This is a genomic window from Pedobacter frigiditerrae (assembly GCF_004331645.1).
Classification (GTDB): domain Bacteria; phylum Bacteroidota; class Bacteroidia; order Sphingobacteriales; family Sphingobacteriaceae; genus Pedobacter; species Pedobacter frigiditerrae.
Genome location: NZ_SJSK01000001.1, coordinates 1,183,438 through 1,197,344 on the forward strand (window position 1 = coordinate 1,183,438; position 13,907 = coordinate 1,197,344).

Consider the following 13,907-nt stretch of genomic DNA (forward strand, 5'->3'; position numbering starts at 1 on the left):
GAGATGAAGCCACTTTTAAGCATCGTAATCGCGACAAAAAATAGAGAATTTTATTGTATAGAGGCGATAAAATCTATATTAATGATAGCAAACAATACTGTTGAAATTGCTATTTCAGATAATAGTGATACTGAACAGGTAAAAGAATTCGTAGCGCAATTGAATGATGATAGAATAATATATCGATATGATGTATCTCCAATCAGCTCAATTGAGAATTTTAATAGATGTTTAGGTCTAGCTACTGGAGAGTATGTTTGCATGATTGGGGATGATGATAGTATTTTACCTAATCTACTTAAAGTAGCTCAATGGGCAAAGGATAATGATATCGACTCAGTTACCTCTACACATATGATAGATTATATATGGCCAAATATAAATATAGAATCATTTAAGACAGGAATGTTAGTGTTGTCTGATTTTAAAAAGACAAAAGAGATAGTGGATGCAAGAGAAAATTTAAATAAATTGGTAAGAGACGGCTTTCTAGATTATCAAACTTATAAATTGCCTCGAATCTATCACGGACTCATAAAAAAATCGTGTATGGATGAGATAAAGAGATTAACAGCTAATTATTTTGGCGGCTTGAGCCCTGATATTTATTCTTCTGTGGCACTTTCTTGTATTGTTAAAAAGCACTATGTAATTGGCTTTCCTTGTACGATAACGGGAGCCTGTGCATCCAGTACTACTGTCCAAGCAAAAACAGGAGAACATTCTGGGAGTATAGAAAGTATACCACATTTAAAAAATAGAGGAGATTATGTTTGGGATAAAAAGGTCCCAATGTATTACAGCGTTGAAACTATCTGGGCCGAGTCAGGACTAAAATCGTTAATTGATATGAATCAAGCAGCGCTATACGATAAGTTTTATGCTTATCCATTGTTCGCTAAGGGAATATTAATAAATGGTAGATTTATTTTAAAACTTGTATTAAATAAAACAGAGCAGGTTCGAAAACAAAGGAAAGACAATTTAATTGTCTTTTGGGCGCTTGTTTCTTTCTTTTTTGGTTTAGAAGCAATTAAACTGATAAATTATATTGTCAAAACCAGAATTTTTAAAACTAAAATAAGGAACCGAAATGTTGAAAACATAGCAGATGCAGTTGAAATTGTAAATCAAAAATGCCCTACTTTTATATAATTTAGTAACTATGTTTTACTATATATTTCCGTATTTGTGTTTATTGTCTTGTGCTTTCCTTATAAAATTTAATAAGCGGTTACCTACAGCCTTAGTTTTTTTTATTTTTTTACTTCCGGCTATTTTGTTAGTTGTACTACGAGGAAATATTGGTACAGATACGATGCAATATTTTAAACATTTTCTCGCATTGCGAAATGAATCTTCAGATGTTCATGACTTTGAGCCGGGGTTTAGTATGCTCACTGTTTTTATTGATTTATTTGGGCTGAGCGCTCGGTTTAACACCGCAATCGTTAGTGCAATAACTATCTTTTTGCTTTTCAAATCGTATTCAACCAATCGCAACAATATTTTGCTTTTTATTTATTTGCTTTTTCCTATTTTTTTTTATGAAATGAATATGAATATTTTGCGTTTTGGATTAAGTTTTACTTTATTAACAATAGCAATTGATAATTTATACGATAAAAAAAATATTAAGTTTATTTTATTTTGTTTTCTAGCGTTATCTATACAGTATTCTTCTTTTATTATAATAATAGCTTTTCTTATTTTTAAACTAAGCAAGAAATACCTTATTGCCTTTGCTGCAATCCTTGTTTTAATAATTGCTTTCGGAGTTAATTTTTCTGATAAATTATTGTATTTTGTTGATAAGCAAGAAGCATATAAAGATTTGGTTTCCCCATCAATAACATCCGGCTTATTCCCCTTATTATTATTTATTTCATTAACAATTACCTTTGTCATTTTTTCAACGAAAGAAAGATCCAATAAAATTCTAATTGTTCTTTTGGTTCTAGAAATAGCATCATTTGCTTTAGCAAAAGTTTCTTATGCTGGCTTGCGTTTTCAGATGCTGTTTTTATTTTCACTAATTATTTTAATAAAGCAAGAGAATTTTTTGATTGAAAAGGTAAATGTTTTTTTTGCCTGTGTTTTTTGTATAGGGCTTTTAGGGTTCTTTTCAACAATCAAAAATATAACTACTCAAGTAGAAAGTGCGGAATCTTCCTATATACCATATAGTTTTTTTTGGGAAGAATCAGAATAAAAATTTAATCCTATGATATCTGTTATTATACCTGTTTACAACTCATCTGATACTATTCTTTCAAGTTTAGAATCTGTTAAAAACCAAAGCTATAAAGAGCTTGAAATAATAATTGTTAATGATGGAAGTACTGATGATTCGCTTCAACTAATCGAACAATTTATAGAAAGAAACAAGGGACTTAATTTCGTTTTGATTAACCAATATAATCAAGGAGTATCTAAAGCAAGAAATGTAGGTATGGAAAAAGCTAATGGCGATTGGATAGCTTTATTAGATAGTGACGACAAATGGCTATCCAATAAATTAGAAATACAGTTGCAGGTGTTGTTGGAAAATCCTCATATTGATTTTTTGGGAACCAATAGGAATGATGAAATATTAAAAGACTTTTTGCATATAAAAATTGGAAAACTTACTAAACTCTCAGCTAAAGATTTGCTTTATAAAATGTTTTTTGTAACATCAACTGTTATCTTCAAGAAAGAGATTTTAACAGAAATCGGCTTTTTTGATGAAAAACAAAAGTATTGTGAGGATGCTAATTACTTCATTAAAATTGCAAGGAAAAAAGAAACTTATTTGTTAAATGAAAGTTTAATAGTTTTTGGGGGAGATAAAGCTTTTTTTGGCGAGAAGGGACTTTCTAGTAATTTATGGGAGATGCAGAAAGGAGAAATTAAGAATCTGAAATATGCATTAGACAGTAAAGTGGTAAATCATATTGAATATGGTTCTCTCTATCTTTTTTTAATGCTTAAATACTTTAGGAGAGTTTTGTTGGTGAAAAAGAAACGTTTGTTTTTTTATAATTAAGAGTATGATAATTGCAATTACAGGAGCTACAGGCTTTATTGGGAAATATTTGATAAAAAAGCATATTGATCTAAATGATGAAGTGCGCATTTTATCTAGGACCAAAGGGAAATCTTCCGACTTTGATGGTAAAGTAAAAATATACATTGGTGATTTAGCTGATGTAGATTCATTGATAGATTTTACGAATGGAGCTGATGTTTTATACCATTGTGCTGCAGAAATTCGAGAGGAATCTAAAATGTATGCAATTAATGTTGAAGGTACTAAAAACCTAATCAAAGCTGCATCTGGGAAAATCAAACATTGGGTTCAGTTGAGTAGCACAGGCGTTTACGGCCCTATTTATACAGGAGTTGTTAGTGAAAGCCAACCATACAACCCAATCAATGAGTACGAAAAAACAAAATTAGAGTCTGATTTTTTAGTTTTAGAGGCGGCTAAAGAAGTAGGATTTACTTATACACTGGTAAGACCTTCCAATGTATTTGGTTTCGAAATGAAAAATAAATCTTTATTTCAGCTGGTAAAAACAATTGACAAAGGGTTGTATTTTTTTGTTGGATTAAAAGGTGCTTCAGCTAATTATGTTCCAGTAGAAAATGTTATAGAAGCTTTATATTTAGCAGCAACTAAGCAAAATGCAAAAAATCAAATATATATTGTTTCTAGTTTTTGTACAATTGAAGAGTTTGTTGAGTTAATTGTAAAATACTTGAAAAAGCCGATGCCCCGATTGCGAATTCCTATAGCCCCTATAAAATCAATAGCAAGACTAACTTCTTTCATTCCTAAAAATCCATTAACTGTTTCGCGTGTAAATGCCTTGAGCAATAGATCAATTTATGAAACAAAAAAAATCGAAAATGAGCTTGGCTATAAACCAGTTGTAACTACTGAAGAAACTATAATGAAATTAGTTCAGTTTTATAAAAATAAGAAATAGCATTTTAGGCGCTGTAATTTTGAAATATTAAAGATGTAAAATGGATAAAAAAATTAAACTACTTCGCATAGTTACTCAAGCTGAGGTAGTACCATGGCATTTAAAAAATTTTATTGAGAGAGCTGAAAAAGACTATGATTTATATATAACAGGTGATAATGTTAGTAGATATAATGAAGTATATCCTTATGTAACTTTTATTGATAATCAGATTTACAGAAAAGTATCTATTTATCATGATTTAAAGGCACTTTCGAAATTAATATTTATTTGTCTAAAAATACGTCCCCAAATCATGCATTCAATAATGCCTAAAGCGGGATTTTTAGGGGCTATTGCTGGCTTAATTTCGTTTATTCCTATACGGATACACACATTTACTGGACAGGTTTGGAATACTAAATCCGGTATAGGTAGAATGGCATATAAATTTTTAGATAGATTTGTACTACTGTGTAATACGGCTTGCCTTACCGATAGCCCTTCGCAGTCAAATTTTTTAGCACAAAATGGGTTTTTGGTAAAAGGAAAACCTATTGCATATTTAGGAAAAGGATCATTGTCAGGAGTAAACCTAGAAAAATTTGATGTTTCGATTGTTAAAGACAGAAATGTTTTGAGAAAAGAACTTGGAATAGGAGAGAATGATTTTGTATATGTTTATCTTGCTCGAAAATCCTTAATTAAAGGCATTAAGGAAATATTTGAAAGTTTTAATCGCTTAGCTTTCCTACCTAATACTAAGCTATTGTTTATTGGTCCAGATGAGTCTAATGGCTATTTAGATGTATTGTTTGAACAGTATTCAAATATTAAAGACAAAATTATAAGTTTGGGCATTGTAAAAGATCATGAAAAGTATCTTGCCATAAGTGATGTTTTGTGCTTGCCTAGTAGTAGTGAGGGGTTTGGGTCAGTTGTTATTGAGGCTTCGGTTTTAGGAGTGCCTGCTGTAGGTTTTGATATAGTTGGCTTACAAGATTCAATAGAAAATGATTTTTCAGGTATCTTAGTCCCATACAAGGATGTTGTTCGTTTTTCTGAAGCAATGTTAAAATTATATAAAGACGAAGAAAAATTAATGAAAATGAAAGTTAATGCAAGAGACAGGGGGTTGAAGTATTTTTCTGCAGATGCAATTTACTCTTTTCAAAATCAATTTTATAAGTCATTAATTAAAGAAAAGTTAAATAAATGAAAGTATTAATTACTGGAAGTTCTGGTTTTGTTGGACATAATTTATTAAAATACTTAGAAGAGAATGATTTCACTTTAAACTGCATAAATAGAAGGCAGTTAAATGACATAAATTCAGATACTATAACGGACAGTGACTCTATTGTCCATCTTGCAGGTAAAGCGCATGATTTAAAGAAAACATCGAACCCGGACGAGTATTATGAAATTAATTTTGAACTCACTAAAGCGCTATATGATTCATTCCTAGAATCTAAGGCTAAAAAATTTATTTTCATTAGTTCTGTAAAAGCAGTTGCTGATTCGGTTCAGGGATGGTTGGATGAAGAAGAAGTCCCAAATCCACAAACCCACTATGGAAAATCCAAGCAAATGGCCGAAACCTATATCCAGATGCAACCATTACCATTAGGCAAGAGTTTTTATATACTTCGGCCCTGTATGATTCATGGCCCTGGAAATAAAGGGAATTTAAATTTACTGTACCAGTTTGTGAAAAAAGGTATTCCCTACCCTTTAGCTGCTTTTAAAAATAAACGTTCTTTTTTGAGTGTTAAAAATTTGTGTTTCGTTATCCAAAGATTATTAGAAACCGACATCCCTTCTGGCATATACAATGTTGCAGACGATGATGCCTTATCAACCAATGAAGTTGTTTCTATATTGGCAGAAGCGAGTGAGAAACGACCTAAATTGTTACATATCCCAGTAAAAATTTTAGGTCTATCGGCTAAACTAGGGGATTTTTTAAAACTGCCCTTAAACACCGAAAGATTACAGAAATTAACAGAAAACTATTGCGTTTCTAATCAAAAAATAAAGCAAGCACTTCATGTCCAACTACCATTAAGTACTAGGGAAGGCCTCACGTTAACAGCGAAATCTTTTAACGATAATTAATTTATGGGTTTACTTACCCTCATTAGCTAAAATCATTATGTCTATTTTAATTACCATAATTTTATTGATTGCTTTATTTTTGATTGAATTGGCTTATTTTAGGATTGCTATGCGCTTTAAGATTATAGATCAGCCCAATGCACGAAGCTCACATAGCAACGTTACATTAAGAGGTGGAGGAATAATTTTTAGTATCGCGGGAGTGCTGTTTTTTACACAATCTGAATTTCAATTTCCATATTTCGTTTTAGGCTTATTTTTAATTTCAGTCATCAGCTTTTTGGATGATATTTTAACTTTAAACAATAAGGTACGTTTAACCATACACCTGATTTCTGTTTTACTAATTTTTTATCAGTGGAATTTATATGTTTTGCCATGGTATTGGCTAATAGCAGCAGGAGTATTTGTCATAGGTACAATCAATGCCTACAACTTTATGGATGGCATTAATGGAATAACAGGAGGTTATAGCTTAATTACAATAGGCTCCCTGTTCTATATCAACACTAATGTGGTAGAATTTACTTCCAATGATTTGATAATTATAATTGGATTATCGCTGTTGGTATTTAATTTTTTCAATTTTCGCAAAAAAGCAAAATGTTTCGCCGGTGATGTGGGTAGTGTTAGTATCGCTTTTATCTTGGTTTTTTTAATTGGCCAATTAATCGTTACTGCTCAAAACATGAGTTATATATTCTTGTTATTGATCTATGGCTTAGATACAGGAATTACTGTGTTTTTTAGGCTAATTAGAAAAGAAAACATTTTCGAGGCTCACCGCACTCATTTTTATCAGTTTTTGGCAAATGAAAAAAGAATATCGCACCCTTTAGTTTCGTTTTTATATATGATAGTGCAATTGGGAGTTAATTTTGCTTTGATCTTTCTCTTAGATAGCAACTTTTATTACGCATTTGGTCTAAGTTTTGGTATTTTAATGCTGTTTGTGTTCCTGAGATTTAAATTAGAAGGTAGACAAAAGCTTTTAGGCCTGTAAATTTTATAATGCATACCCAATTATTCCTTCTTTCTATTGAAATTTCTTATTTGTTGAGGCCTAGTCGACATATTTTTTTTAAATTTGTTAATCTCGAGATTTATTTACGGTTTTTTGAAGTATGCAGCCTATAGACTTAAGTATAATTATTGTAACCTTTAATACCGAAGAAGTCTCCTTAGCCTGTATAAAGTCGATATATAACTCTACAGTAAATTATAGTTTTGAAGTAATTTTAGTAGATAACCACTCCGTAGACCATACGGTTAATAGAGTAAAGGAAGAATTTAGTGAAGTTATCCTTATCGAATCAGCTGTTAACCTTGGTTTTGCTAAAGGCGTTAATCTGGGTATAAAAAATGCTAAGGGAAAATATCTATTGTTACTTAACAGTGATACTTTGCTTTACCAAGATACACTTGAGATTTTAATGCATACTGCAGTTTCCCAAAATCATTCTATTTTAGGCCCCACCTTGCTTAACCGCAACCACACCATTCAGCGAAGCTGGTTTGATTTTCCCAGTACCATAAAGATATTTTTGCGACTAACCAACATGAGTATAGTGCTGTTTAAGTTAGTAAATAATCCATTTTTCAGATGGCTCTTTTTTTGGAAAAAACCTGCTTTTTTATTGGAGGCAGATCATGTGGTTAACATGGATTATCTGTCTTTTGCTTGCATTTTGCTAAAAAGAGAAATAATTGAAAAGGTTGGGATGTTAGATGAAGAAATGGTTTTTTATCATGAAGATTGTGAGTTTGCCCTAAGAACAGCGAAAGAGAATTATACGTTTGTTTATTGCTCTGGCGCCAAGGTAATCCATTTTGGGGGTACCTCTTCTGTAAATAACCCAGTTTTCTCGTTCGAAAGTGACATTAAGGGATTGTTGCACCTTTATAAAAAGCACTATAGTCAAAGTACTTTTGCAATGCTAAAGACAACAATTACCCTGGCCCTACGTTTTAGGGTTTTTTTGTGGAAATTCGGGTATTTTAGACGCATTCACAAGTTTTTAATCTATGAGGATCAAAAAGAACAAGTGCCTCAGCATCAGGATCTGCTTTTTAAATATAAAGAGCTTATAAAAAAGGTTAAGTCATACCGTTAGGCAATTAATTTAACTTATACGATTATCTTTCTTGTATCGATTGAGTATCTTTAGCGAAATTACTGCATGATGAATGAGCAAAATCAATAACGAAATTTGGCGGGATGCTGTAAGATATTTGCCAGTAAAATTTTTACCGGGACTTTCAGGCTTGCTTACCATTTATGTGCTCACGCATACATTATCTACCACATTGTACGGCTATTATTCTTTCGTACTTGCAACAGTAATTTTGTTTGGCCAATTGGTTAATGGTTGGATAAACAGTGCTGTTATTTATCTTTTTCCAGATTATAATAAAAATGCTAACGTGATGGTTCTTCACGTAAACGTTGTAGCCATACAGTTGGTTTTTTTTGTTTTTGGCTCCATTTGTTTTGTATTGACTAGTTATTTTGCAAATATCAATTTTGCCACTATAGCCATGGGGCTGCTGTTACTTTGTGCCCAAAGTTTTCTTAGTCTTTCTAATAGTTTTTTGCAGGTAGAAAGAAAGATTGGTATACAAGCCAAAGCAGCTAGCATTCAGAGTATTCTTCAGATCATCGGTGTAATCTGTTGTTATTACTTTTTTCAACAAAATTTGCTGGTTGTTTTTTTTGCATTATTTTTTAGCTATTTCATGGCTAACCTCTATACGGTTTATGCAGAGGGTATCCTCCTCAAATTAATGCTACTTCCAATTTTTGGGTATGTTAAAAAAATACACATCAATAGGATACTAAGTTATGGCTTGCCTATTTGTGGTTGGCTTTTTGCCACGCAATTTTATACCTTGGGAGATAGAATTCTGTTTAAATACTTGAATTTTGATCTGCTAGTGGGTAATTACATTGCCTTTAAAGACCTGGCCATTGGTTTGTCGGCACTTATTACTACCCCCTTACTATTGGCCAGTCACCCTATTATCATGAGAACCTGGAAAAAGGAAAAAGACAATAAGGATATTGAAAAGGTACTGTCTCAAAATATAGAATTATTAATTAGCCTGTTTACTATCTGTTTTTGTGCCTTGTTACTTGTTGGCGAATGGTTTCTGGTAAAAATTGTTGATCAGGATTATTTTTTAAATGGTAATTTAATGCTCTTAGTACTCCTGTCTGTTTTTTTTGCTGCTATTTCTTCCTATTTGCACAAGGGGCTGGAGGTGGCTGGCAAAACACTACTCATGTTAAAAATTGCAATTGCGCTGTCGTTGCTGAGCTTTATTTTAAATATCTTTTCCATAGCCAACTATGGCATATTGGGCGCTTGTTTGGTGTCTATCTTAATCCAGCTGTTATATTGTTTGATCACGTATAGTTACTCAAAAAAAATATTCAGGATCAATTTTTCAATAAGTTTTATAGCTCAGCATCTATTTTTGGTTATTGTTGTTTATTTAGCAGTGTCAAATTTGTTATTTCTTAAAGCGTCTCTGCCATTTCGATTTATACTACTCTTTTTAGTTGTAGTTTATGTGCTTTTTAGTTCAAATAATATTAAAAGATTGTTTCTTAAGCCCTAAGGTTTCAATTAAGCCGATGTTAAGCGGCTATTATGCTTGGCTTATCAGTTTTTTACTTAAAAGAAATAGCATATATTTAAAAATTGAAAATATGTTCATTTAAAATATCTTTATAATGAAGTTTTGGTTGCTTTTTTTATTGGGTTTTGGTTTTACTTTTTGCCATGCCCAAACCGTTCCCGTTGGCATGTTAGAACAAGTAGATGATTATTATCGCAGACAGCAGGTGCTGGGTAACGATACTTCTAATAGATCTTATTTAATAAGACCCTTAAACCTGCCAAAGGTAGGGACTGATTCTAGTTTCGTTGAAAAATATTTACGGTCTCTATTATACCTATCTCCAAATAAAAAGCTGGCTTTGTATGTATTGCCAGTAGTTTGGCAAAATCAGTTCAACAGCCATCATCCCTATGGGATTAATGATGGGGCCATGATTGGTGCCAAGGGTTTGCAAACCATGCTTTCGGCAGGTGTTTATGCACGTTTTGGCCCGGTGAGCTTTCAGTTTAAGCCAGAAGTGGTATGGGCGCAAAATAAATCATTTACCAAAATTTCTGACCAAAATTATGACGTGCGTTTTAAAAATGCATATGCTAGCTATCGAAATAGAATAGATTTGCCAGAACAATTTGGCACAGGTACTTATCAAAAGTTTAATTTAGGGCAAAGTAGCCTGCTGTTAAACTTGGGTCCCATTTCTATGGGGGTTTCAAATGAAAATTTGTGGTGGGGTCCCGGCTTTAGAAACTCATTGCTTATGACTAATAATGCAGCTGGTTTTAAGCATACCACTTTCCATACCAATAGACCAGTGCTTACCCCAATAGGCTCTTTTGAAACACAAGTTATAGGAGGTAGGTTAGATCAGTCTGGCGTGCCAATGCCTGCTGGTAATCAATATAAGGAAAAAGTAAAGGATTGGCGCTACCTATCAGCAATTGTCTTCACCTATCAACCCAAATGGTTGCCAGGTCTTTATTTAGGGTTTGATCGCTCGTTTATTGTAAACACCCGCGATATGGGAAACAAGTTTAGCGATTATCTCCCTATTTTTTCAAGTTTAGAAAAGAAAGCTTTTCAAGGCGCTGACCCTTCTGTAAACGAAGAAGACACAAAAAAACGAGACCAATATATTTCCTTTTTTGCAAAATGGGTAATGCCTGAGGCTAAAAGTGAGGTTTATTTGCAGTGGGGAAAGAATGACCATTCGTGGGATTTGAGGGATGCAATTGTAGAATTAGATCATACCCGTGCCTATGTAGCAGGTTTTAGAAAGTTGGTGCCTTATAGAGGTAAAGAAAATGAGTTTATACAAATCGCTTTAGAATTAACGCAGTTAGAGTCTACAAAAACAAGTACGTTAAGACCTACGCCTGCATGGTACACGCACCATCAACTAATAGATGGTTATACCAATGAGGGCCAGGTATTGGGTGCAGGTATCGGCCCAGGTAGTAATTTACAAACTTTAGAGCTAAGCTGGGTAAGTGGCTTAAAGCGCTTAGGCATACAATTTGAGCGTATGGTAAATCAAAATGACTTGTATTATGATGCTTATGCCAATGCCATAGAGCCAAGACGGCATTGGGTAGATATTGATGCAACATTAAAAGGTGATTGGACATTTGGCCAGTTCTTGTTAAGCTCGCAATTAGGCCTTACGCATTCGTTAAATTATCAGTATAGATTTGAGAACGCAACTGCATATTGGGTATGGGATAAACAAAATGCAAACAATTTCCATGCAAAAATCGGTGTAGCTTATAATTTTAAGTTGTAATGCTTGGAATAATACCTGACGTTATTTTTAGCTCTCTATTAAATTTGTTTAGAACCTTCTGTGTCACTTAACAAATTCGTCATTTCGACGATAAGAGAACCTAGAATGGCTCATTATCCTATGGTCGGTTTTATCACTGTACCATTGTATTTTCGGCCTTAAATACTCATCGCTAAGCTTATTCATTCGGCAATACTTTAAAGCGTTGTGGCATGATCCTGTTGCCCATTTTAGTCTGGCAATGTAATACTCCATTTTCTACTTTATCAAAAACTATATTTAGCACATCACCTTTTTTAAAAGGTAAGTCTTTAATGTTGCTTTCTAAAAAGAATACATTAATCTCACAGTCGTTTACCTGTTTAACTTCCGATTTAATAAAGTTTTTTCCAGCATTGTAATATTCCATGTGCCTATTCCCAGAAATAACGATATAAGCAGTTGTATCATCAGCATCTAGATATTTTAACTTAACGTTTCTTAAGTTTTTACAATCCAGTTTCTCTTGTTTTTGGCTGCAAGAAGAATAGATAGCAGCAAATGAGATAGCTGTTAACAGCATTAGAATTTTATATATCTTCATTGAGCGTTTTGGGTTTAGTTGTTTCTCTATTCTGGTAAATTTAAGAAAATCTATATCAGAAATATTGCCCTATCGTTATCTTTATCTTATGGTCGGTGTTATCACCGCACCATGCATGAGCCTCTGGAGTTAATTACCCAAACTAAACTTAGTTTTGGTCTTCACGGTAACCACAAGAAAACCCGCTCCCAGATTAATCCCGTTTAAATAAAAAAGGCACCTGAATTTCTTCAAGCACCTCTCTCAATTATCACAACAGGGTAGATGTTTTAATGCTGAGTTACAATTTTTTAATACGCAATACTTGGGCCTATCATTTTACTTTTTATATTACCACTATAACCAAAGGTAGGACCAAGTTGCGTAAGCCTAAGAGAAAGCAACCACTCTTCGGCAGGTCATCATCCCTTATTAAATCAGTAAAATATAATGCCAAACCCATAATTTGCTTAATTCTGGTTAATTGGCTGTTATCCAAAAGATGCCATGGTAATAAATGCCCGTTTATGAGGAACTCAATACACGCCATGTTACCGAATGGTGCAAATATAAATAGCAGGGAGCAAAGCTACGCTGGGTTAAATGCTAGCTTACCTCTTCTTCCCAAACTCCTTCCGGTAAGCCATCGGTGTCATCCTGAATTCTTTTTTGAACAAGCGTATAAAGGAGCTCTCGTTCTCAAAGCCACATTGGGGTACGATGTTGCCTACCTTGGTAGCTGATTGCTGCAATAGTAAAGATGCTTGCTTCAATCGTAGTCGCGTGAGGTATTGCAGTGGCGTTAGTTCATAGGCACTGCGAAAGCAGCGGATGAAATGATATTGGGAGAGGTGTGCCAAATCAGCAAGTTGGGCGATGGTGATTTTTTCTTCGGGATGTTTGGTCATGTACGCCAATGCAAGCTTCAGTTTTTTATGCAGGTCTTTTTGGGTGGCCTCATGTGTGGCCGGTATTTGTTTGCCTGTTTGATATTGAGGTGCCTCAAACCAGGGCTTTTTCGGCCGGGTGGCGGGATAGCCATTCTTTTCGCGAAAGGCCTTGCGCTCGGGCGTGAAATTCCACCAGTTGAGTTTACTATCTGGGTGGTTGGCAAAATGTACCACAAGCCGAAACTGATCTTCAACACAAGGATCTATCCATACCCCTTTTTGCAATTCGTATTGATCGGTGAGCTTTGCCCCGTCCTTTCTTTTCAGGTCGCGTAGGGAATAATAGCCCATCCCAATCAGGTCATGCGCAAAGCGTATCCCGATTGAGGGAAGACTCTGAAACTCAGATAGCGCAAACAGCTCCATCGCCCTGATCTTTGAGGTATTAAGCAATTGCTGCAATACCTCTATTTTGTGCAGGTGCATTTCACTCTTCTTGATTTTCAGTGCCCGCAGCTTTTTCACTTCTGCCGGTGTTACATCTAGTGGATTGAGTTCCTCTTTAGTCATGTTCTGCGAAAGTTAGCAGGTAATTATTATTGTCGCATAGCGAAAATTCAGTTGCACCATAAAAAGTTTGCTCCAGACCTGTTAGCAGGGTTACGTGATCTTTAATATCATCATGATACTGCTGGATGTTATTCAGACTAATGTACAACAAAAGCGAACCTCCATCGGCACGCCTCACCATCGGGTGCTGGCCTTCGATGCTGGCAAAGGTCTGAAACATGAAGATAACACTGCCGTTCGTCATCAGGGCAAATACTTTTTCGCCTTCGGGAGTGGTCACCTCATCAGTTAAGTTAAAGCCGAGTTTGGTGTAAAAGATGATGGTTGCTGGTAAGTCATTCACAAAGATGTTTGGCGAGATGGATTTCATAAATGGAATGAGGTAATGGTTTATTCAAAAGTAAGGAAAA

The 13,907-nt window shown here is 34.1% G+C and carries 13 protein-coding genes; 10 read left to right on the plus strand and 3 right to left on the minus strand.

The features are described from left to right. The first annotated feature begins 3 nt into the window (after positions 1–3). The 10 genes from EZ428_RS05095 (at position 4) to EZ428_RS05140 (ending at position 11,475) form a co-directional block, all read left to right on the plus strand. A complete protein-coding gene (locus EZ428_RS05095; RefSeq protein ID WP_131552019.1) occupies positions 4–1,155 on the plus strand; it encodes a glycosyltransferase in 1,152 nt (383 codons plus the stop codon). Between the two features lie 10 nt (positions 1,156–1,165). Further along, positions 1,166–2,212 carry an EpsG family protein gene (locus EZ428_RS05100; protein ID WP_131552020.1) on the plus strand — a complete coding sequence of 349 codons (1,047 nt, stop codon included), beginning with the start codon at positions 1,166–1,168 and terminating at the stop codon, positions 2,210–2,212. A 12-nt stretch (positions 2,213–2,224) separates the two neighbouring features. After that, a complete protein-coding gene (locus tag EZ428_RS05105) occupies positions 2,225–3,028 on the plus strand; it encodes a glycosyltransferase family 2 protein (protein WP_131552021.1) in 804 nt (267 codons plus the stop codon). Positions 3,029–3,032: 4 nt separating this feature from the next. Beyond that, positions 3,033–3,974, plus strand: a complete 942-nt coding sequence (locus EZ428_RS05110; RefSeq protein ID WP_131552022.1) for an NAD-dependent epimerase/dehydratase family protein — start codon at positions 3,033–3,035, stop codon at positions 3,972–3,974. A gap of 40 nt (positions 3,975–4,014) precedes the next feature. Beyond that, entirely contained in the window at positions 4,015–5,172 is a 1,158-nt protein-coding gene (locus EZ428_RS05115) for a glycosyltransferase (RefSeq protein ID WP_131552023.1), read from the plus strand. Then, positions 5,169–6,071: an NAD-dependent epimerase/dehydratase family protein gene (locus EZ428_RS05120; RefSeq protein WP_131552024.1), complete on the plus strand. Its 903-nt coding sequence runs from the start codon at positions 5,169–5,171 to the stop codon at positions 6,069–6,071. The genes EZ428_RS05115 and EZ428_RS05120 overlap by 4 nt, the downstream gene beginning before the upstream one ends. A gap of 37 nt (positions 6,072–6,108) precedes the next feature. Further along, positions 6,109–7,074: an MraY family glycosyltransferase gene (locus tag EZ428_RS05125; protein ID WP_131552025.1), complete on the plus strand. Its 966-nt coding sequence runs from the start codon at positions 6,109–6,111 to the stop codon at positions 7,072–7,074. A 121-nt stretch (positions 7,075–7,195) separates the two neighbouring features. Then, complete coding sequence (locus EZ428_RS05130; protein ID WP_131552026.1) at positions 7,196–8,185, plus strand: glycosyltransferase family 2 protein; 990 nt, start codon at positions 7,196–7,198, stop codon at positions 8,183–8,185. Positions 8,186–8,258: 73 nt separating this feature from the next. Continuing rightward, positions 8,259–9,692: a lipopolysaccharide biosynthesis protein gene (locus tag EZ428_RS05135; protein WP_131552027.1), complete on the plus strand. Its 1,434-nt coding sequence runs from the start codon at positions 8,259–8,261 to the stop codon at positions 9,690–9,692. A gap of 115 nt (positions 9,693–9,807) precedes the next feature. After that, positions 9,808–11,475: a capsule assembly Wzi family protein gene (locus EZ428_RS05140; protein ID WP_131552028.1), complete on the plus strand. Its 1,668-nt coding sequence runs from the start codon at positions 9,808–9,810 to the stop codon at positions 11,473–11,475. A gap of 178 nt (positions 11,476–11,653) precedes the next feature. On the opposite strand, the gene EZ428_RS05145 is transcribed toward EZ428_RS05140, so the two are convergent. The 3 genes from EZ428_RS05145 to EZ428_RS05155 all read right to left on the minus strand — a co-directional run bounded on the left by EZ428_RS05145 (position 11,654) and on the right by EZ428_RS05155 (position 13,867). Beyond that, positions 11,654–12,058, minus strand: a complete 405-nt coding sequence (locus EZ428_RS05145; protein WP_131552029.1) for an SH3 domain-containing protein — start codon at positions 12,056–12,058, stop codon at positions 11,654–11,656. A 590-nt stretch (positions 12,059–12,648) separates the two neighbouring features. Further along, positions 12,649–13,497 carry a helix-hairpin-helix domain-containing protein gene (locus EZ428_RS05150; RefSeq protein WP_131552030.1) on the minus strand — a complete coding sequence of 283 codons (849 nt, stop codon included), beginning with the start codon at positions 13,495–13,497 and terminating at the stop codon, positions 12,649–12,651. Then, a complete protein-coding gene (locus tag EZ428_RS05155) occupies positions 13,490–13,867 on the minus strand; it encodes a VOC family protein (RefSeq protein WP_131552031.1) in 378 nt (125 codons plus the stop codon). Before EZ428_RS05155 ends, EZ428_RS05150 begins: the two co-directional genes overlap by 8 nt. Positions 13,868–13,907: the final 40 nt, after the last annotated feature.

What these genes read in the sequence shown, in the direction of transcription:
- EZ428_RS05120 (WP_131552024.1), top strand. Translation starts at nt 5,169, where the DNA reads ATGAAAGTATTAATTACTGGAAGTTCTGGTTTTGTTGGACATAATTTA.
- EZ428_RS05130 (WP_131552026.1), top strand. Translation starts at nt 7,196, where the DNA reads ATGCAGCCTATAGACTTAAGTATAATTATTGTAACCTTTAATACCGAA.
- EZ428_RS05110 (WP_131552022.1), top strand. Translation starts at nt 3,033, where the DNA reads ATGATAATTGCAATTACAGGAGCTACAGGCTTTATTGGGAAATATTTG.
- EZ428_RS05115 (WP_131552023.1), top strand. Translation starts at nt 4,015, where the DNA reads ATGGATAAAAAAATTAAACTACTTCGCATAGTTACTCAAGCTGAGGTA.
- EZ428_RS05140 (WP_131552028.1), top strand. Translation starts at nt 9,808, where the DNA reads ATGAAGTTTTGGTTGCTTTTTTTATTGGGTTTTGGTTTTACTTTTTGC.
- EZ428_RS05105 (WP_131552021.1), top strand. Translation starts at nt 2,225, where the DNA reads ATGATATCTGTTATTATACCTGTTTACAACTCATCTGATACTATTCTT.
- EZ428_RS05155 (WP_131552031.1), bottom strand. Translation starts at nt 13,867, where the DNA reads ATGAAATCCATCTCGCCAAACATCTTTGTGAATGACTTACCAGCAACC.
- EZ428_RS05135 (WP_131552027.1), top strand. Translation starts at nt 8,259, where the DNA reads ATGAGCAAAATCAATAACGAAATTTGGCGGGATGCTGTAAGATATTTG.
- EZ428_RS05100 (WP_131552020.1), top strand. Translation starts at nt 1,166, where the DNA reads ATGTTTTACTATATATTTCCGTATTTGTGTTTATTGTCTTGTGCTTTC.
- EZ428_RS05125 (WP_131552025.1), top strand. Translation starts at nt 6,109, where the DNA reads ATGTCTATTTTAATTACCATAATTTTATTGATTGCTTTATTTTTGATT.
- EZ428_RS05145 (WP_131552029.1), bottom strand. Translation starts at nt 12,058, where the DNA reads ATGAAGATATATAAAATTCTAATGCTGTTAACAGCTATCTCATTTGCT.
- EZ428_RS05150 (WP_131552030.1), bottom strand. Translation starts at nt 13,497, where the DNA reads ATGACTAAAGAGGAACTCAATCCACTAGATGTAACACCGGCAGAAGTG.
- EZ428_RS05095 (WP_131552019.1), top strand. Translation starts at nt 4, where the DNA reads ATGAAGCCACTTTTAAGCATCGTAATCGCGACAAAAAATAGAGAATTT.